This is a genomic window from Pseudomonas sp. SMV7 (assembly GCF_052041995.1).
GTDB lineage: Bacteria > Pseudomonadota > Gammaproteobacteria > Pseudomonadales > Pseudomonadaceae > Aquipseudomonas.
Genome location: NZ_JBKGGT010000006.1, coordinates 25,439 through 44,111, shown reverse-complemented (window position 1 = coordinate 44,111; position 18,673 = coordinate 25,439). Strand labels below are relative to the sequence as shown.

Sequence of the window (18,673 nt, the reverse complement as noted above, 5' to 3'; positions counted from 1 at the left end):
AGTGTAGGGCGCCTTTCGTGCCCCTGACATTCGGGAGTTCAGTATGAAAGCTATCGTCTATAACGGCCCGCGTGACGTCGCCGTCAAGGATGTGCCGGACGCAAGAATCGAAAAGCCCACTGACGTGCTGGTGCGCATCACCACCAGCAATATCTGCGGCTCCGACCTGCACATGTATGAGGGCCGCACCTCGTTCGAAGCCGGGCGTGTGTTCGGCCATGAGAACCTTGGCGAAGTGATCGAGGTGGGCGCCGGGGTCGACCGGGTCAAGGTCGGTGACCGTGTCTGCCTGCCCTTCAATATCGGCTGCGGGTTCTGCGAGAACTGCGAAAAAGGCCTGACCGGATTCTGCCTCACGGCCAACCCGGGGGCCGCCGGCGCCGCCTACGGCTTTGCCGACATGGGGCCCTATCAAGGCGGCCAGGCGGAGTTGTTGCGTGTGCCTTACGCCGATTTCAACTGCCTGGTGCTGCCGGAGGACGCCCAGGAGCGCGAAGACGACTACGTCATGCTCGCGGATATCTTTCCCACTGGCTGGCACGCAACGGAGCTGGCCGGTCTGCAACCGGGCGAAAGTATCGCGATCTATGGCGCCGGGCCTGTCGGGCTGATGGCGGCGTACTCGGCAATCATCAAGGGCGCCTCGCAGGTGTTCGTGGTAGACAACCAGCCAGATCGGCTGCAGCTTGCCGCGCAACTTGGGGCAACGCCGATCAACGCCGTCGAGCACAAGGCCGTGGAAGAAATCATGAACCTGACCCACGGCAGAGGCACCGACCGGGGCTGCGAATGCGTGGGCTATCAGTGCTGCAACAGGCATGGCCATGAAGTGAACTACCTGACCATGAACAACCTGGTTGCCTCGACCAAGGCTACCGGTGGCATCGGTGTAGTAGGGGTGTTCGTGCCAGAAGACCCGGGGGCGAAGAACGACCTGGCGAAGGAGGGCAAGATGGCCTTCGATTTCGGCGCGTTCTGGTTCAAGGGCCAACATATCCGCACCGGCCAGGCGAACGTCAAGGCCTATAACCGGCGCCTTGCAGCGCTCATCCATCATGGGCGTGCCAAGCCTTCCCAGATCATCTCCCATCGCCTGACGCTTGCCGAAGGCCCCGATGCCTACAAGCATTTCGACGCGCGGGATGATGGCTGGACCAAGGTAGTACTCAAGCCTGCTGCCTGATCCATGTTGCCCGGCCTCCACGGACGGAAGCAGGGTCAGCGATGCTGACTGCCTGCGCCCTGGAACAACGCCCGGATCACCTCCCTCATCCAGCGATTGCCGCTGTCCTGCTGGTACCGGGCGTGCCAATGCTGCTTGACCGTGAAGCCTTCTACCGCAAACGGGCAATCGTGCACCTGCAAAGCATGCATGGCGGCCAGCGTCTGGCCGATGTGCCGCGGCAGCGTGGCCACCAGGTCGGTCGAGCCGACGATCATGCCCAGGCCGAGAAACCCCGGCAGCTCCAGCATGATCCTGCGTTCGATGCCGGCCCGCGCCAGGCCAGCCTCGAGCAACTTCTGCCCGGTCCCGGCACTGACCTGCACATGCCCTTCGGCCTGGTATTGCGCCACGCTGATGCCTTGGCCCAGGCGCGGGTGGTGCGGGTTGCTCAGGCAGACCCAGTCCTGTTCGAACAATACCTGCTGGTACATGCCCGCGCCCAGCCACGGTACGAAGCCGATGGCCAGGTCCGCTTCGCCCGATTCCAGGGCACTTTCGGTATTGCCATCGATGCGTGCTGCCTCCAGACGAATCCCTGGCGCATGGCTGCGCAGGTGGTTGAGGATGCTGGGCAGCAAGGTGATATGGCTGGCATCGCTGACGCACAGGCGAAAGCGCCGCTGCGCCGTGGCCGGATCGAATTGCGGTGCCCAGGTGGTCAGGCGCCGCAGCGATTCCAGCACTTCGCGGCAGGGCCCGATCAACAGGTCAGCCCGCGGGGTAGGGGCCATGCCGCCGGGGGTGCGCACGAACAGTGGGTCGTTCAGTTCTTCGCGCAAGCGGCCCAGCCAGATACTCACGGTCGGTTGGCTCTGGCCCAGCTGTTCTGCCGTGCGGGTCACGCTGCGGCACTGGTACAGCACATCGAACAGCTGCAGCAGTTTGGGATCGGGCAAGGTGTCGAGAGCGCTCATTATTGCAAATCACAATACTGGTATTGAAGGCATTGTATAGCGCAAATAAGCCCTGCTGCATAAGGTAGTCGCAAACCACAGGAGGTCTGCGACGTGAAAATCTGCATTCTGGGCGCCGGCGCCCTGGGTTGCGCCATGGGGGCAGCCTTGAGCGAGGCGGGGCATGAAACCTGGTTGTTGAACCGTGGCCGCGCACATGTCGAGGCGATGCAGCGGCACGGGTTACAGGTGCAGGACGAGCGCGGCGTGCGCCAGGTACAGGTGAATGCGGCCTGTGCCGCCGAAGACGTCGGTGTGGCCGACCTGGTGGTGGTGCTGGTCAAGTCGTTCCACACCCGCGAGGCGATCGCAGGGGCAGCCGCGCTGATCGGGCCGCAGACGCTGGTGCTGTCGCTGCAGAACGGGCTCGGCCACGAAGACCTGCTGGCCGAGGCCGTGGGCGCGCAGCGGGTACTGGCCGGCAAGACCTACGTCGGCGGCGTGCTGCTGGGGCCGGGCTCGATTCGTGCCGGAGTGGCCGGCAAGCAGACCTTCATCGGCGAACTCGATGGCAGGCGCACCCCACGGGTGCAGGCCATTGCCGAAGTATTCAACGGCGCCGGGCTCGCCACCACGGTCAGCGACAACATTCTCGGCACCATGTGGGACAAGCTGCTGGTCAACGTCGCCACGGGTGCCCTCAGCGGCATTACCCGGCTCAGCTATGGCCAGCTGTACAGCGAGCCGCTGCTGGAAAGCACCGCCAAGGCTGCGGTGGCCGAAGCCATCGCCGTCGCCGAACGCGCCGGTATCCGCCTGAGCCTTGCCGACCCGGACGCCGCCTGGCGGCTGGCCGCCGAAGGCCTGCCGGCGAGCTTCCGCACTTCGATGCTGCAGAGCCTGGAAAAGGGCTCGGTCAGCGAAATCGATTTCATCAACGGCTCCGTCGTGCGCTGGGGCCAGCGCCACGGCGTGGCTACGCCGGTCAACGCGACCCTGGTGGCCTGCATCAAGGGTATCGAGCGCGCCATGGTCGATCAGCAGAAAGGGAGTCATTCATGAGCCAGCCGAAAGCCTACCTCGAACACGTGGCGTTCTGGGTGCGCGACATTCACTGGCACATCCGCTTTTTCAGCGAGGTGTGCGGCATGACCATGCGCGAGGTCCAGGGCGACGTCGAGCAGCCTGCGCAATATTGGACCCTTGGCGGCCTGCAGTTCATCCACCAGCCGGACTTCACCGGCCCGGAAGGGCGCCTGGCGCACCTGGGCATCATGTGCGAGGACCTCGAGGCCGCGTTGGTGGCCGCCCAGCGTTTTGGCGTCAGTGAAATGCCACAGGGCCGCAACTGGCTGCGCCTGCCCGACGGCCTGGCTGTTGAATTCATCCAGGCACGGCCGGCGCAATGCGTCGCCCAGGCGCTGGCCATCGACCCGCGTGCGGAGGTACAGGCATGAGCGTGGTGGAAAGATACTGGGACGACGCCCGCGAAGGCGACGAATGCATCAGCCCCAGCTACACCGTGACCCGCGAACGCATCCTGGCCTACGCCGACCTCACCGGTGACCACACCCCGGTGCATGTCGACGAGGCGTATGCCAACGCCAGCCACTTCGGCTGCCTGGTTGCCCATGGCCTGTTCGGCTTGTCGATCGCCGACGGCCTGAAGACCCAGTGCGAGTACCGCTTCGTACCGGGCATGTCGCTGGGCTGGACCTGGGACTTCGTACTGCCGATCAAGGTCGACGATGTGCTGCACGTGCGCATGCGCGTGGGGGCGATGCGCCCGAGCAACAGCCGCCCGGGCTGGGGCATCGTGGTCTTGCCGTCGGAGCTGATCAACCAGCACGGCGAAGTCGTGCAACGGGGCGAGCACCGGCTGATGGTGCCGCGGAGGGCGCAGCCATGAGCCAGGCACTGCCCTTGGCGGGTATCCGCGTCATCGACTACAGCCACTTCCTCGCCGGGCCCTACGTGGGCCGCTGCCTGGCTGCGCTGGGGGCCGAGGTGATCAAGGTCGAACGGCCTGGCAGCGGCGATGCCGGCCGCCAGCACGCATTCACCCTGGACGATCAGCAGAGCGGTTACTTCCTGCAGCTGAACATGGGCAAGCAGGGCGTCAGCGTGAACATGAAGGACCCACGCGGCAAGGCGTTCATGCAGCGCCTGACCGACTCGGCCGACGTGTTCATCGAAAACTACCGCCCCGGTGCCCTGGACAAACTGGGCCTGGGCTATGCCGAGCTGGCGGCGCGCAACCCACACCTGGTGTACTGCTCGATCTCCGCCTACGGCCACACCGGGCCAGATGCCCACCGCGCCGGCTTCGGCCTGATCGCCGAAGCCAAGAGCGGGATCATGCAGATGGTCGGCGTGCCGGGCGAAGCGCCGCCGTTGCTGCGCATTTCCCTGGGCGACATGTACACCGGCATCCATGCCGTGGCGGCGATCAATGCGGCGCTGCTGGGCCGGGTCAGCAGTGGCCGTGGCCAGCACATCGACATGGCCCTGTATGACACGCTGGTGTCGATGCATGAATACGCAGTGCAGTGCTACACGTTGTCCGCCGGCAGCGTGCTGCCCGAGCAGACCGGCCATGACATGCCGACCTCCACTCTGTACGGCGTGTTTCGCGCCGCCGATGGCGACCTGGTGATCGCCGCCCAGGTCGACGATGCCTGGAAGCGTTTTGCCGCGATGCTCGAAACCAACGGCGGCCCGCCCGGGTTCGGCAGCGATAGCCGCTACCACAGCCTGAACGGTCGCAACAGTCACCGCCAGGCGATCCTTGCCGTGGTCCGCGACTGGGTCGGCGCACGTCGGGTCGCAGATATCCTGCCGCTGCTCGATGCGGCCGACATCCCCAGCGCCAAGGTGCAGCGCATCGACGAAGTGCTGGCCGACCCGCAGATCCAGGCGCGAGGCATGCTGCTCGAGCAGCAACACCCGCGCTACGGCACCTTGCGCCTGCCGAACCTGCCGTTCCGCTTTTCCGACTGCGATACCACGATCCGCCAGGTGGCCCCGGACCTCGGGCAGCACAATGCCGAAGTGGCCGCCGGGCTTGGCTTCAGCCCTGAAGAAATCACCGCCATGCAGGCAGACGGTGTGCTGTTCACCCACGGAGATGCACCATGAACGACCGCTATGCAGTGATCGGCCGGCCGATCAACCACACCAAGTCGCCCTTGATCCATGGGCTGTTCGCCGAGACCACCAGCCAATCCCTGGTGTACGAGGCCATCGAGGGCGAGCTTGCGGGTTTCGAGGCCCAGGTGTTGCAGTTCCGCAGTGAGGGCGGCCTGGGCATGAACATCACTGCGCCGTTCAAGCTGCGCGCATTCGAGCTGGCCGACCAGCGCAGCGAGCGCGCACAGCTGGCGCGGGCGGCCAATGCGCTGAAGTTCGAGGATGGCCGGATCTACGCCGAGAACTTCGATGGCATTGGCTTGTTGCGCGATATCGAAGAAAACCTGGGTGAGCCGTTGGCCAACCGTCGGCTGCTGCTGCTCGGCGCCGGTGGCGCGGTGCGCGGGGCGTTGCTGCCGTTCCTGCAGGCCGGGCCGCGCGAGCTGGTGCTGGCCAACCGCGACATGGCCAAGGCACTGACCTTGCGCAACGAACTGGACCACCCGCGCCTGCGCATAAGCCGCTATGAGGAACTGCAGGGGCAGGCATTCGATATCGTGGTCAACGCCACCTCCGCGAGCCTCAGCGGTGAGCTGCCACCACTGCCGGACGGTGTGCTGGGCGAGACACGGCTGGCGTACGAGTTGGCCTATGGCAAAGGCCTGACGCCGTTCCTGCGCATGGCCCAGGGGCAAGGTGTGGCGCGTATGGCCGACGGTGTCGGTATGCTGGTGGAGCAGGCGGCGGAGGCCTTTGCCTGGTGGCGCGGGGTGCGCCCGGAAACCCGGGCGGTGATCGATCGCCTGACCATTCCCTTGGCATAGGCCCTGAGCGGCGTCAGCCGCGATCACCGCCGGTGTGCCGTTCGGCAAGCCGGGGTCGACTAATACGCTGCGGATCGAAACCTTGATCTGAATCACCGCATCTCTCCTGTGGGAGCGGGCGTGCCCGCGAAGAGGCCAGCAGGGACAACGATGTTGCCTGAGCTGACGCATTCGCGGGCACGCCCGCTCCCACAGGGTGAACTGCGCCAGCCTGGAAATTAGCACCGTATCGATTCAGCCATAGGGCGGCGCGGGCAGCTCGGCCAACAGCCGTTTCAAACCGTCGCTCCACTGCCTGCGGATCTGCTGGTAATAGGCATCGTCGCTGGTAATGCGTTGCCGTTCCGGCGCTTCCAGGCTGTCCTTGTGATACACCAGCAGGTCCAGCGGCATGCCTACCGACAGGTTGCTGCGAATGGTCGAGTCGAACGAGATCAGGCCGCAGCGCAAGGCTTCATCGAGCGGCGTGTGGTAGCCCAGGTTGCGGTCCAGGATCGGTCGGCCGTACTTGCTTTCACCCAGTTGCAGGAACGGCGTATCCGCTGTGGCCTGGAAAAAATTGCCCTGCGCGTAGACGTTGTAGATGGCCATCGGGTCGCCGGCAATCTGGCCGCCGACGATGAACGAACTGCTCAGGTCGATGCCGGCCGACAACTTGCTGCGATCGCGGCTGACCACTTCGCGCAGGGTGTCGGCGACCAGCACCGTCGCATCGTACAGCGTGGCCACGTTCAACAGGTGGGGGCCGGGGCCGCGGGTGCGCTGGCGCAGCAGGTTCACCACCGACTGCGAGGTCGCCAGGTTGCCGGCGGTCTGCAGCACGACCAGGCGTTCGCCCGGCACGCCGAACACGAACAGCTTGGCAAAGCTGGCGATCTGGTCGATGCCTGCATTGGTGCGTGAATCGCTGATGAAGACGAGCCCGTCCGCCAGGTGCATGGCGACACAGTAGGTCATGCTGTTTCCCTTGTTTTTCCGGAAATGGGGCAGCGCCTGTCACTGGCGGTGCACATGGACGCTGGCCTGCAGCGATTCGGCGCCGCCGCCACGGCGCACGCCCCTGACCGGGCAGGCATCGAGGTAGTCCAGGCCCACGGCCAGCTTCAGGTGGCGCTCCGGCCGGGTCAGGCGGTTGGTGATGTCGAAGCTGTACCAGGCGCCGTCGACCCAGGCTTCAGCCCAGGCATGGCTGGCCAGGTGCTGCTCGTCTTCGGTGCACAGGTAACCGGAGACGTAGCGCGCCGGTATCCCCAGGCTGCGTGCGCAGGCGAGGAAGGCGTGGGTGTGGTCCTGGCAGACCCCGGCAGCGCCGCTGAACGCTTCGATAGCAGTGGTGCCCACTGATGTTGCGCCCGGGCTGTAGGGCATGTGCTCGGCCAGCCCGTGCATCAGCCCGATCAGTGCCGCGCGGTCGCGGTGCTCCCCGCAGTGGCGGTTGGCAAAGGCCTTGAGCATGTCATCGGCCTGGGTCAGGTGGCTGCCGCGCAGGAACGGCAGCGGCGACTGCGCGCCGGTCTCCTGCTCGCGTTCCGGGTCGATCTCCACCTGGCCGCTGGCGGTCAGGGCCAGGTGCCCGTGGGGTTTGTCCAGGGTCAGCACGTGCAGGATGTTGCCATAGGGATCGATCTGGCCTTTGACCTCGCAGGGCAGTTCCAGCTGCCACTGGTCGATGCGCTGACGCTCGCTGCTGCGCGGCGTCAGGCGCAGGAACTGAATGCTGTTGCACACGTCGCTGGCATAGCTGTAGGTGGTGTCGTGGCGAATGGACAGTTTCATACGACCTCCAGATAGGAGTGGTGGACCGCCTGGCCCAATTGGTTGATGCGCCCGATGAAATCGCTCAGCCACGGGTGCAGGCCGGCTTCGAGAATCTCGTCGACGGCGGTGTAGCGCAGGCGCGCATTGAGTTCGGCGGCCATGCGCTGGGCGGCGCGGCGGTTGCTGCCCGGCAGGCTGGCGAGGATCCGGTCCAGCTCCTCGATGCAGGCGTGCAGCGAGCGGGGCACGTCCACCCGCAGCAACAGCAGCTCGGACACTGGCCGTGCACTGGGCGCGGCCCGGTACAGCTCGTTGAAGGCTTCGTAGGAGGTCAGTGCGCGCAACAGGGCACTCCACTGGTAATAGCCACGGGCCGAGTCGTCGCTGACCTCTTCGGACGCCTCGCCAAACATTTCGTAGCGGGCATCGAGCAGGCGCAGGGTGTTGTCCGCCCGCTCCAGAAACGTCCCCAGGCGGATGAAGCTGTAGGCGTCGTTGCGCATGATGGTGCCGGAGGTTGCCCCACGGAACAGGTGCGAACGTTCCTTGACCCAGTCGCAGAACTGGCTGATGCCATAACGGCCAAGGCCATTGCCGGCAATGTTGCGCATCTCGATCCAGGTCGCGTTGATGTTCTCCCACATGTCGGCAGTAATGCGGCCACGCACCGCGTGGGCATTGGTCCTCGCCGCCTGCAGGCAGCAATAGATGCTGCTGGGGTTGGTTGCGTCGAGGGCGAAGAAATGCAGCATGCGCTCGCTGTCGAGTTCGCCGTGGCGGCGGCGGTAGTCGTCCAGCGTCCCCGATGCCAGCAGCGACATGGCCAGCTCGGCATGGCCGTCACTGCGCCCGGCCTGGGGCATCAGTGACAGCGAATAACTGACCTCGAGCATGCGCGCCAGGTTTTCCGCACGCTCCAGGTAGCGGGACATCCAGTACAGGTCGGAAGCGGTTCTCGAAAGCATGGTTCAGTCCTCCACCACCCAGGTGTCCTTGGTCCCGCCGCCCTGCGACGAGTTGACCACCAGCGAGCCTTCCTGCAAGGCCACGCGGGTCAGGCCGCCTGGCACCAGGCGGGTTTCACTGCCGGACAGCACGAACGGGCGCAGGTCGATGTGGCGCGGCGCGATGCCGCTGTCGACGAAGGTCGGGCAGGTGGACAGGCACAGGGTGGGCTGGGCGATATAAGCGTGCGGGCGGGCTTTGATGCGGGCACGGAAGTCTTCGATCTGGGCGCTGGTCGATGCCGGCCCGACCAGCATGCCGTAGCCACCGGAGCCCTGGGTTTCCTTGACCACCAGCTCGGGCAGGTGGGCCAGGACATGCGACAGGTCGGCCGGCCTGCGGCATTGCCAGGTGGGTACATTGTTCAGGATCGGCTCTTCGCTCAGGTAGAAGCGGATCATGTCGTCGACATAGGGGTAGATCGACTTGTCGTCGGCGACCCCGGTGCCCACGGCGTTGGCCAGCACCACGTTGCCGGCGCGGTACACCGAGATCAGGCCCGGCACGCCCAGCATCGAGTCAGGGTTGAACGACAGCGGGTCGAGGTAATCGTCGTCCAGGCGGCGGTAGATCACGTCGACCTGCTGCGGGCCGGCAGTGGTGCGCATGTAGACATGCTCGTCGCGGATGAACAGGTCGGCGCCCTCGACCAGCTCGATGCCCATTTCCCGCGCCAGGAAGGCATGTTCGAAATAGGCACTGTTGAAGCGGCCGGGGGTCAGCAGCACGGCGGTGGGGTTGTCCAGCGGGCTGGCGCTCTTGAGCGTGTCCAGCAGCAGGTTGGGGTAGTGGTCGATCGGGGCGATACGCTGGGCGGCGAACAGCTCGGGGAACAGCCGCATCATCATCTTGCGATCTTCGAGCATGTAGCTGACCCCGCTGGGGGTGCGCAGGTTGTCTTCCAGCACGAAGTAGCTGCCATCGCCATCACGGACCAGGTCGACGCCGGCGATATGGGCATACAGGCCACGGTGCAGCCCGAGGCCCTGCATGGCGATCTGGTAACCCTCGTTGGCCAGCACCTGCTCCGGCGGGATGATGCCGGCCTTGAGGATGCGCTGGTCGTGGTAGATATCCTCCAGGAACAGGTTCAGGGCCTGCACGCGCTGGATGCAGCCGCGCTCGACCATGCGCCACTCGCTGGCGCGAATGCTGCGCGGGATGATGTCGAAGGGGATCAGACGCTCGGTGTCCTGCTTGTCACCGTACAAGGTGAAGGTGATACCGGCGCGGTGGAACAGCAGGTCGGCTTCGCGCCGGCGTTGCTCCAGTAACTCCAGCGGGGTGCTGGCCAACCAGCGGGCGAACTCCTGATAGTGCGGGCGGCAACTTCCGTTCGTGTCATACATTTCATTGAAAAATGCCCGGGACATACCCACTCCTTGCCACCGTTGCCGGCAGCTTCATTGCGGTTCATCTGCGTGTTTCTGGGTGCGGCCTTGCTGGGTAGGTGGGTCCTGTGTCTGTCGTCAGCCTCTGATGCGATCAAGCGTTGTTGCGTTGTGCAGGCAATGGTCCATTGCAATGAAGGTGCCGAAAGCCCGGCGTCGTGCGGGAATGGTTGCGAGCGATCGGCAACCCGTTGAAATGAAGTGGTTTTTTGATGGTGATTGGCCGGGCGCAGTGCGCCTTGGTGACACGCCGGCCGGCAGCGCTGGCGGCAGCCATGCATCAAAAAGGCGCGTTCTGCGCCGGGCTGCGGATTTTGACCTGTGTTGGTGCTTGTCGAACGTCATGGCTACGACCCGCATCGTCACGATAGCGGCTCGATCGGCCGAGCCCTGGCCGGTATTCAGAGATTTCCCTGGCCGCATGACCCGGTAGTACGAGAGCCTGACTGTGGGAGCACGCGGCGAGACGCTGCCGTCATTGTTACACCGTGAAGTGGGGTGCAATGTAATGCAATCGTCTCGCTGCCCGGGTCACACAAACTCCGCGTAATCGCTCAGTTGAACGGTACGCCAGCAATGCGACCCCCGCGAAAGTCATCCGGACCTGTAGCGGTCCGAGTGGTACCACAGGTTCCAACCCAACAGTGCGCATAGAACTCCCCAGTATTGCAGGAGCGACACAATGCCGACCCAGAACAACACTATCCCGAGCCAATGACGCCATCGTTCGGGCCGGATGGCCCAATCCAGCAAGGCTATTAGCGCCAAGCACAGTCCGATTTCGGCCCAGAAGGGCAATTCGTCCATGATCATCCCGAGTCCTTCGTCCGGTACAACTGACAGATATGCCTCAGGTGTGCTGGATGAAGAAAAATCCAGCCTCGTCGCCTTCCTTGCCGCGCCGTGCCTGTAGATCGATGAAGACATAGCCGATGCCATCGGCGAACGCGCCTTCATGCTCCGGGTTCAGCGCTGCAATGTCCGCATCCAGCAGCTGCAAGTGAAACATGTAGCGGTTCGGCTCATAGACAGGGTCCTGCAACCAGCTGGGGCTGCCGCCTGCCTTGCTGAGGGCGATACCGCCATATTCGCCGCCGATTTCTTCGTCCCATTCGTCCTCGCTCATCGCTTCGAAGTTGATGAATGCCTGGGTGAGCAGCAAAGGCGCATTGTCGGGGACGATAGGCTCGGGGGCGAGGTCGTGCAGAATCACGCGCGCAAAACCGTTGTTAATCTGCTCCTGCAGCTGCGACTGCTCGCTAACGGTGTAACGCCGCTGGAGCGCGGCGTTGAAGCCACCGCTCTGGTAATGCTGCGCCGCGATGAATACGGTGGTGGCCATGCCGGCAGGGATGCAGCGATCGCCGCTATAGAAGCGCTCGGTGGAGGTGACCAGAGGGGTCAGCAGTTCGCCGGTCTTGGGGTTGGTCGGCCACAGCGCCAAGTTGTTGAGGTACGCACCACCGCCAACATGGCCCAACCCTTGGTCGTGTTGCGTCAGAATGATCTTGTCCATGTCATTACCACTCCTGAAAAATCCTTCAGCGTTGCCGCAGAACCGCTGGGAAGCACAGCGAATGTGCTCCGCCAGACCCGTTGTCGCGAACAGCGATGGATTGTGCAGCAACTCGATGCTGATTCAAAGACGCGCCAGCGCTTTCAAGCGAGGGGGCAGCCGCATCGTTCAGCTCGAAGCTTTCCGTCATTTTGGCGTGGGCCTCTGTTCGTGGAATACTGCGCTATCTGTCAGGATGCACGCTCTGCTTTCGGTCCTGGGCGCGCCGCTGGATCATTGCAATGAAGTATTTCTTGCTGCTGGCTATGCGCCTCGCTATGCCGCAACGCCGCTCCAGTCCCCCGCCCTGGATGTCGTTCACGCGGCTATCGAGCACATCCTGCAGGCGAACAATCCGGCGCCTGCCATCGTGCTTGATAACAACCGGGATATCACTGCTGCCAACGTGAGTTCCGGCCTGTTGTTGACAATGGCGGGCGTGGCGCAGGATGCGGCTTCAGGGCTCAACCTGCTGGACTCGTTGTTCAGTCCTGGAGGGCTGGGTGAACGTTTGGCAAATGCCCAGGAGGTTCGGGCTGCTGCCTGGCAACGCGCTTCCAGGGAGGCGGCTGGCAACCCGGCCCTGGCAAAGCGCCTGAACAGCCTCGGGCCACCGTGTGTCGCCTTGAACGCAGCGGTTACCAGCTTGATGATGCTGACGCGAGTGTGTACAGCAGAGGGCGAGCTGGCCTTTGTTTCCACCTTCACGACCTTCGGCATGCCACTGGATATCACTGTGGAGTCCATGCGAATCGAACATCTGATACCTGCCGATCGATCGACCCGGCAAAGGATGCTGCACGCGTTCGAACAGTGGAGCGTCAATCAAGGCAATCGGTGACGGAGTGGCCTCATGATTGAGCCTGGCGCACCAGGGGCGGCACGCGCCAATCAAGGGGCACAGCTGTCATGCTGGAATCGCGAGAACATCCAGTCGATGAACACCCGGGTGTCGGCGGCTGCACCTGGCGGTACTCCATAGTAATAGCGAGTCAGCGGCATGCGCAGATCAGGCAGGGGGTTGCACAGGCGGCCGCTGCCAAGGTCGCTGCCCAGCAGCGAGGCCGGGCACAGCGCCAGGCCAAGGCCGTCGACGGCAGCCTGCAGCACCAGGTGCATGTGATCGAACCGCAGCGCCGGCTGTTGCCGTGCCTGGTCGACACCGGTCAGACGGCACCAGGTCTGCCAATCCGCACTGCGTGTCCTGCCCGAGAGCAGGGTATGACGCAGTACATCCGTGGGCGCCTGAACCGGTATCGCCTTCAGCAGCGAAGGGGCGGCGACCAGCAGCAGGTCGTCGGCGAACAACACATTCGGTTCCAGGCTGGTCGCCCAGCCCGAGCTGCCACGGCGCACCGCCACATCGAAGGTTTCCCGCGACGGGTCCGGGGCCAAGGTACTCGTGACCACCTCGGGCTGAATCTGCGGAAACTGCGCCATGAAATCGGGTAACCGCGGGATCAGCCAGCGCACGGCAAACGACGGGCGCACGTTGATGGTCACCTTGCGTGCGGCACTGGCGCGGGTCAGGGCCTGGGTGGCGTCGGCGATCTGCGCCAGGCCCAGGCTGACCTGCTGGTAGTAGGCCCGGCCGGTCGGGGTAAGCAGCGACTGTCGGTTGCGGCGTTCGAACAGCAGCGTGCCCAGGTGCTCTTCGAGCAGGCGTATATGGCGGCTGATCGCGCTGTGGGTGACGTGCAGCTCCTCGGCGGCACGGCTGAAGCTCTGGTGACGCGCGGCCGAAGCAAAGGCGCGAACGGCGTTCAAAGGGGGGAGGTCGCTGATCATGTGTCTAATTTAGTCACATCAGAGGCGCAATTAAAGCGTTTGTCAGCGGCGCCGCTTCACGCCACGCTGTTGCTCCTGCTGCCAGGAGACATCTTGCATGGCCAGTTATGGGCTGTTTCTTATCCTCGCGACGTTCACTGTGTTGAGCCCCGGCCCCGGGGTGATCCTGACGTTGTCCAATGCCCTGCGCCATGGCTGGAGCGGTGCGCTGCCGGGGATCCTTGGCATCGCCCTGGGCGCTTTCATCGTCGCCGGGCTCTCGGCCAGCAGCGTGGGCCTGGTGCTGGCGACCTCGGCAACGGCGTTCACCGTGCTCAAGTACGCCGGCGCGGTATACCTGTTGTACCTGGGGCTGAAAATGTGGCGTACCCAGCGTTTCATCGCCGAGCTCGGCGCGACCGCCACGCAGCCCTGGCGGCGCTTCGTCGAAGCGTTGTCGATCCAGTTGCTCAATCCCAAGGCGGGTTTTTTCTTCCTGGCGGTGTTTCCACAATTCATCAGCCAGCAGGGCAACTACTACAGCCAGTTTTTCCGGCTGGTTTCATCCTACGCAGTGCTGGTGGTGCTGGTGCACACGGGCTACGCGCTGATGGCCGATGGTGCCAGGGGCTGGTTGTCGACCCATCGTGGCGCGCGAATCGTCGGCAAGCTGTCGGGCATCACTTTCTTCTGTTTTGGTGTGCTGATGGCCTCGGCCAGTAAATGAACCGCGCTCACCCGCGGGCTGCGCGCCCACCATGCTGTGCCAGGTGTGGCATTGCATGAAGAGCGGCGCACCGGCCCCGGTCAGCCAGGCTGGGCCGCCAGGCTGTTGCTGACATTACGCCCAAGCACCAGCACCGTGACGAAGCCACAGCCCACCAGCGCCGTGGCCAGGCTCAACAGCATCGCGCTGCCCAGCTGGTCGACGATGCGCCCACCGAAGAATGAACCCAGCGCAATGATCACCTGGAACATGGCAACGAACAGCGGCATGCCACGTTCGACGTCCTTCGGCGCGACGACAAACATCCAGATGCTGGCGCAGGCCGGGAACGCGCCGAAGGCGAAGCCCCACAACCCGATCAGCATCGCGGCGCCGGTAAGGCCGGTGGCGAAGTGCGGGAACAGGGCGGTGCTGATGCCGATCATCAACGCGACCAGCAGCAGGGTGTAACGCACGCTGCGGTTGGCGGCGAAACCGGCAAAAAGATTGCCGATGACCCCGGCCACGCCATAAAGCAGCAGCAACGAGCCAATGGTCGGCCCATCGAAGCCGGAGCTTTGCTTGAAGAACGGGGCGACATAAGTGTACGCGGCAAAGTGCGCCAGGCCGATCAGCAACACGGCGATCAGGCCGACCCGCGCCAATGGATTGATGAACAGCGCCGGCAGGTCGCTGATGCGAATCGCCTTGTCCGGGTTGAGCCGGGGCAGCAACAGCACCTGCGCCAGCAGCACGGGGACACCCAGCAGCGCGGTGATCAGGAAGGTCATGCGCCAGCCCATCAGGCCACTCAGCCAGGTGCCTACCGGCACGCCCAGCACGGTGGCCAGGGTCACCCCGACCATGATGATCGAGGTGGCCTGCGCGACGCCGACGCCCTTGGGCGCCAGGCGGCCGCTGAGGGCGATGGCGGTGGCCCAGAAGCCACCGATGCTGATGCCCAGCAGCACGCGCCCGAACAGCAGCAGGCTGAAGTCGCTGGCGTAGGCCACCACCGCGTTGGCAATGATCATGATCAGTGTCAGGCCGATCAAGAGGTAGCGACGGTCGAGGGCGCCAATGCCCACCGACAGCAGCGGGGCGGCGAGGGCGGCCATGATGCCGGGCAGGGTCACCATCAGGCCGGCATGGCCGGCACTGATGCCGAGGTCGCTGGCGACGTCATTGAGTACGCCCACCGGCAGAAACTCGCTGGTCACCAGCGCAAAGGCGCCGACAGCCACCGAGAGGATCGCCAGCCACTGCTGTTTGACGCTTTGCTGGGCATGTTCGGGCAGGCCGCGAGGGGCCGGGCTGGAATTTGGCATGGTATTGGATTCCGGGACAAAGAAGTCGCCTGAAACAGGCGCACGAGCGGGGAAAAGCTGAAAGCGATTGTAAAGGGCGAGTTTGCTTGGCCAACAGGCGCGCCGTTCGATAGTAATCATCGATGGAATCGATGCGATGCCTGGCGCGGTGTCGCGCTGCGGGCCCGTCAGTATAGGGAAGAGGGCTGACGTCTGTAGCAGGAGCGCGACCGCTTGCCTCCCATCAAGGCCATCAGGCGCAGGTACTGCGCACTGCGCCTCGAGATTTATTGCATGAGTCAGCTTGATGATTCCACATAGCCATACTAATACTAGGGTGTTGCCGAAGGGGGATGATCATGCAGACGCGTTTCGTTGTGGTTCCCGCTGTGCCTCTCAAGAAAGAAACCTATCCTCGCCGGCTTGGCTTTCCCGCCGCCCTGGGGGAGGGTTACGACCTCTACGACACGCAGGACAAGGTCCGCCTGAGCCTGAACCTCGCGACCCGCGCGCAAGCCGAGTACGAATGTGAATGCCGCAACCGGTGTCCGGACGCCGATGACGCGCCCATGGCTGGCAATGGTCTGGGTGCCATGGGCTGACCCGCGTTTCAGGCAAGGGGCTGATCGTGCATCAGGCGTGCTTGCGCAATGCCTCCACCAGCTGCGCCTTGGTCATGCTGGAGCGCCCCTTGATGTCCTTGCTGCGCGCTTCCTTCATCAGGCTTTCCTTGGTCTGCGTCTCCAGCGAGGCGCCCGAAGTGCGCGAATGGCCCTGACGCGTTTTGGCGGCGCGTTTGGCCGAATCCGAGCGCGCGGTTTTCTGTTCTGCGGCAGAGGTCTTGCTGCCGGAGCCGCCTTTCTTCTCGCCGCCGCCGGATTGCTTGTTGACCGTAGCCCAGGCGCGCGCTTCGGCTTCATCCTTTGCCACACCCTTGTGTTCGTAGCTTTCTTCTATATGTTCGGCCTTGCGCTTCTGCTTGTCTGTGTATTTGTCCTTGTCACCGCGTGGCATGGTCTTCACTCCTGCTGAGTTTGCCTGCACGGTTGAAACCGCTGCACCGGCAGAGTGCCGGGCAATGGACGAGCGGTCCACTGCCCGGCTCGGTTCAGCTGTCGCTGACTTGCGACAGTGGCCTGGCCACGTGCTCCAGTGAGCGGCGCTCGGCAGCCACGCCCCACACGGCCTGGGTGAGCGCGGCGAGGATCATCAGCGCCGCGCCGAGCAGGTAGCCATACAGCACGTTCAGGCGTTCACCCGAGTCGATCAGCGCGCCGAACAGGGTGGGGCCGATGAGGCCGCCAAGCCCGGTGCCGAAGGCGTAGAACACGGCGATGGCCAGCGCGCGGATTTCCAGCGGGAAGGTCTCTGCCACCGTCAGGTAGGCGGAGCTGGCCGCAGCCGAGGCAAAGAAGAAGATCACCATCCAGGCGAGGGTCTGCTGGGTCACATCGAGCAGTTGCTGCTGGAACAGGTAGCCGCTGAGCGTCAGCAGCACGCCCGATACCAGGTAGGTCGCGCTGATCATGATGCGCCGGCCTAGCAGGTCGAACAGCCGGCCCAGCAGCAATGGCCCGCAGAAGTTGCCCAGGGCGAACGGCAGCACATACCAGCCCACCTGCGCCGACGGCACGCCATAGAAGTCGGTCAGTACCAGCGCGTAGGTGAAGAAGATCGCGTTGTAGAAGAAGGCCTGGGCCGTGAGCAAGGTCAGGCCCACCAGCGCCCGCCGCCGATGCTCGACGAACAGGCTGTGGAAGACCTCGCGCAGCGGCGTATGGTCACGCGCGCGCAGGCGCAGGGGAGGGGCCTGCACTGGCGGTATGGCAATGCCGCGTTGGCGGTAGTGGCGTTCGATCTCGGCAACGATGCGCTCGGCTTCCTCCGGCTGGTCGTGAACCATCAGCCAGCGCGGGCTTTCGGGTATCCACAGGCGCATCAGCATGATCAGCAGGCCCAGTACCGCGCCAATGCCAAAGCACAGGCGCCAGCCCAGTTCGCCACCGGCCACGGCCGGGTCGAGCAGCACCACCGCAGCCACCGCGCCTAGCGCTGCGCCGATCCAGAAAGTGCCATTGATGGTCAGGTCGACCCAGCCTCGATAGCGCGCCGGGGTGAATTCCTGGATGGTCGAGTTGATCGCGGTGTACTCGCCGCCGATGCCGGCGCCGGTGAAGAAGCGGAACAGCAGGAAGCTCCACAGGTTCCAGGAAAACGCCGTGGCTGCGGTGGCGCCGATGTACAGGAACAGCGTGATGAAAAACAGCTTGCGCCGCCCCAGGCGGTCGGTCAGCCAACCGAAGAACAACGCGCCGAGCACCGCGCCGGCAATATAGGCAGCTCCCGCCAGGCCGATGTCGGTGTTACTCATGGCCAGCGCCGGGCTGTCCTTGAGGGCGCCCGACACCGAGCCGGCCAATGTCACCTCGAGGCCATCGAGCAGCCAGGTAATGCCCAGCGCCAGTACCAGCAGCGTATGAAAACGCGTCCAGGGCAGCCGGTCGAGGCGGGCCGGGATGTCAGTGCTGTGCAGGCGCACCCGCGCCGTGGCATTGCCGGGAGCTGTCGTCACGCCAGGCCCTCAGCTGCCAGAGCCTGCGCCGCCACCGCCCGCACCGCTCGAACCGCCACTGCTGCCACCGGTGCCGCTGCCCGTTCCGCTACCAGCCCCGGTCCCCGTGCCGCTACCGCTACCTGAGCCACCTGTGGTGCCATCGCCACCCGTGCTGTCGGTGCCATTGTCATCCGTGCCGCCCGTGCCTGTACCCATGCCATCAGCCGGGGTGCCGGAGCCGCTCGCTCCACCTTGGCCGTTCATATGGCCATTATCGTGAGGCTGGCTGCCCGGGGCGGGCTGGTCGATCACATCAGTGGCGGCCAGCGCGAGGGGCGTGCTGATGCCCAGGCACAGGGCGAGCAGCATTGATCGAGCCGTTATCGGTTGCATGGTGAATCTCCTTTTACAGTGGGTCACCCACTGTTCGGCCCGCAACCCGCGCATGGGGTGCCGCGCTGGCGACGGACGGGCACCGGGCCATCGAGGTGGTCATGCAATCGACATATCGGCAGGTTAGCGTTGCGGCTGGCGCCTTCGAGTGCGTCGTGTCCTTCGG

At 64.5% G+C, this 18,673-nt stretch carries 20 protein-coding genes; 9 read left to right on the top strand and 11 right to left on the bottom strand.

Translation table 11 applies throughout. From position 1 onward, the window contains the following. The first annotated feature begins 43 nt into the window (after positions 1 to 43). Positions 44 to 1,183, top strand: a complete 1,140-nt coding sequence (locus tag ACLEJP_RS09400; protein ID WP_440805807.1) for a glutathione-independent formaldehyde dehydrogenase — start codon at positions 44 to 46, stop codon at positions 1,181 to 1,183. Between the two features lie 35 nt (positions 1,184 to 1,218). Here ACLEJP_RS09400 and ACLEJP_RS09395 read toward each other — a convergent pair whose 3' ends face one another. After that, the gene (locus tag ACLEJP_RS09395) at positions 1,219 to 2,139 is read right to left on the bottom strand and encodes a LysR family transcriptional regulator (RefSeq protein ID WP_440805804.1); all 921 of its coding nucleotides are present in this window, start codon (positions 2,137 to 2,139) and stop codon (positions 1,219 to 1,221) included. A 93-nt stretch (positions 2,140 to 2,232) separates the two neighbouring features. Between ACLEJP_RS09395 and ACLEJP_RS09390 the strand changes: the two genes are divergently transcribed. Genes ACLEJP_RS09390 through aroE form a run of 5 tightly spaced genes read left to right on the top strand, consistent with a single transcriptional unit; the run spans position 2,233 to position 6,071 of the window. Beyond that, complete coding sequence (locus tag ACLEJP_RS09390; RefSeq protein ID WP_440805801.1) at positions 2,233 to 3,180, top strand: ketopantoate reductase family protein; 948 nt, start codon at positions 2,233 to 2,235, stop codon at positions 3,178 to 3,180. Next, on the top strand, positions 3,177 to 3,575 hold the full coding sequence (locus tag ACLEJP_RS09385) for a VOC family protein (RefSeq protein WP_440805799.1): 399 nt from the start codon (positions 3,177 to 3,179) through the stop codon (positions 3,573 to 3,575). Before ACLEJP_RS09390 ends, ACLEJP_RS09385 begins: the two co-directional genes overlap by 4 nt. Continuing rightward, positions 3,572 to 4,027, top strand: a complete 456-nt coding sequence (locus ACLEJP_RS09380) for a MaoC family dehydratase (protein ID WP_225778189.1) — start codon at positions 3,572 to 3,574, stop codon at positions 4,025 to 4,027. The genes ACLEJP_RS09385 and ACLEJP_RS09380 overlap by 4 nt, the downstream gene beginning before the upstream one ends. Continuing rightward, complete coding sequence (locus ACLEJP_RS09375) at positions 4,024 to 5,256, top strand: CaiB/BaiF CoA transferase family protein (RefSeq protein ID WP_440805796.1); 1,233 nt, start codon at positions 4,024 to 4,026, stop codon at positions 5,254 to 5,256. The genes ACLEJP_RS09380 and ACLEJP_RS09375 overlap by 4 nt, the downstream gene beginning before the upstream one ends. Next, complete coding sequence (gene aroE / locus ACLEJP_RS09370; RefSeq protein WP_440805795.1) at positions 5,253 to 6,071, top strand: shikimate dehydrogenase; 819 nt, start codon at positions 5,253 to 5,255, stop codon at positions 6,069 to 6,071. The genes ACLEJP_RS09375 and aroE overlap by 4 nt, the downstream gene beginning before the upstream one ends. A gap of 234 nt (positions 6,072 to 6,305) precedes the next feature. Here the strand turns inward: aroE and ACLEJP_RS09365 are convergent, their stop codons facing one another. The 5 genes from ACLEJP_RS09365 to ACLEJP_RS09345 all read right to left on the bottom strand — a co-directional run bounded on the left by ACLEJP_RS09365 (position 6,306) and on the right by ACLEJP_RS09345 (position 11,741). After that, on the bottom strand, positions 6,306 to 7,028 hold the full coding sequence (locus ACLEJP_RS09365) for a peptidase (protein ID WP_440805793.1): 723 nt from the start codon (positions 7,026 to 7,028) through the stop codon (positions 6,306 to 6,308). Positions 7,029 to 7,067: 39 nt separating this feature from the next. Then, complete coding sequence (locus tag ACLEJP_RS09360) at positions 7,068 to 7,847, bottom strand: transglutaminase family protein (protein WP_440805792.1); 780 nt, start codon at positions 7,845 to 7,847, stop codon at positions 7,068 to 7,070. Further along, the gene (locus ACLEJP_RS09355) at positions 7,844 to 8,794 is read right to left on the bottom strand and encodes an alpha-E domain-containing protein (protein WP_225778185.1); all 951 of its coding nucleotides are present in this window, start codon (positions 8,792 to 8,794) and stop codon (positions 7,844 to 7,846) included. The genes ACLEJP_RS09360 and ACLEJP_RS09355 overlap by 4 nt, the downstream gene beginning before the upstream one ends. Positions 8,795 to 8,797: 3 nt before the next feature. Beyond that, positions 8,798 to 10,207, bottom strand: coding sequence for a circularly permuted type 2 ATP-grasp protein (locus ACLEJP_RS09350; RefSeq protein WP_440805790.1), 1,410 nt, complete (start codon positions 10,205 to 10,207; stop codon positions 8,798 to 8,800). Positions 10,208 to 11,075: 868 nt separating this feature from the next. Beyond that, positions 11,076 to 11,741: a hypothetical protein gene (locus ACLEJP_RS09345; RefSeq protein WP_440805788.1), complete on the bottom strand. Its 666-nt coding sequence runs from the start codon at positions 11,739 to 11,741 to the stop codon at positions 11,076 to 11,078. Here ACLEJP_RS09345 and ACLEJP_RS09340 point away from each other — a divergent pair. Beyond that, a complete protein-coding gene (locus ACLEJP_RS09340; protein ID WP_440805786.1) occupies positions 11,740 to 12,621 on the top strand; it encodes an MmyB family transcriptional regulator in 882 nt (293 codons plus the stop codon). The genes ACLEJP_RS09345 and ACLEJP_RS09340 overlap by 2 nt on opposite strands. 50 nt (positions 12,622 to 12,671) lie before the next feature. Here the strand turns inward: ACLEJP_RS09340 and gcvA are convergent, their stop codons facing one another. Continuing rightward, a complete protein-coding gene (gene gcvA / locus ACLEJP_RS09335) occupies positions 12,672 to 13,568 on the bottom strand; it encodes a transcriptional regulator GcvA (protein ID WP_440805783.1) in 897 nt (298 codons plus the stop codon). A 97-nt stretch (positions 13,569 to 13,665) separates the two neighbouring features. On the opposite strand from gcvA, the gene ACLEJP_RS09330 reads away from it, so the two are divergent. Then, the gene (locus tag ACLEJP_RS09330; protein ID WP_440805781.1) at positions 13,666 to 14,274 is read left to right on the top strand and encodes a LysE family translocator; all 609 of its coding nucleotides are present in this window, start codon (positions 13,666 to 13,668) and stop codon (positions 14,272 to 14,274) included. A gap of 80 nt (positions 14,275 to 14,354) precedes the next feature. Here the strand turns inward: ACLEJP_RS09330 and ACLEJP_RS09325 are convergent, their stop codons facing one another. Beyond that, positions 14,355 to 15,581, bottom strand: a complete 1,227-nt coding sequence (locus ACLEJP_RS09325; protein ID WP_440805779.1) for an MFS transporter — start codon at positions 15,579 to 15,581, stop codon at positions 14,355 to 14,357. A gap of 332 nt (positions 15,582 to 15,913) precedes the next feature. Between ACLEJP_RS09325 and ACLEJP_RS09320 the strand changes: the two genes are divergently transcribed. Then, complete coding sequence (locus ACLEJP_RS09320) at positions 15,914 to 16,162, top strand: hypothetical protein (RefSeq protein ID WP_440805777.1); 249 nt, start codon at positions 15,914 to 15,916, stop codon at positions 16,160 to 16,162. 31 nt (positions 16,163 to 16,193) lie between these two features. On the opposite strand, the gene ACLEJP_RS09315 is transcribed toward ACLEJP_RS09320, so the two are convergent. From ACLEJP_RS09315 to ACLEJP_RS09305, 3 genes are all read right to left on the bottom strand, one after another. Beyond that, positions 16,194 to 16,574 carry a termination factor Rho gene (locus ACLEJP_RS09315; protein WP_440806245.1) on the bottom strand — a complete coding sequence of 127 codons (381 nt, stop codon included), beginning with the start codon at positions 16,572 to 16,574 and terminating at the stop codon, positions 16,194 to 16,196. Between the two features lie 94 nt (positions 16,575 to 16,668). Then, a complete protein-coding gene (locus tag ACLEJP_RS09310) occupies positions 16,669 to 18,132 on the bottom strand; it encodes an MFS transporter (RefSeq protein ID WP_440805775.1) in 1,464 nt (487 codons plus the stop codon). A 9-nt stretch (positions 18,133 to 18,141) separates the two neighbouring features. Continuing rightward, positions 18,142 to 18,507, bottom strand: coding sequence for a hypothetical protein (locus ACLEJP_RS09305; RefSeq protein ID WP_440805774.1), 366 nt, complete (start codon positions 18,505 to 18,507; stop codon positions 18,142 to 18,144). Positions 18,508 to 18,673: the final 166 nt, after the last annotated feature.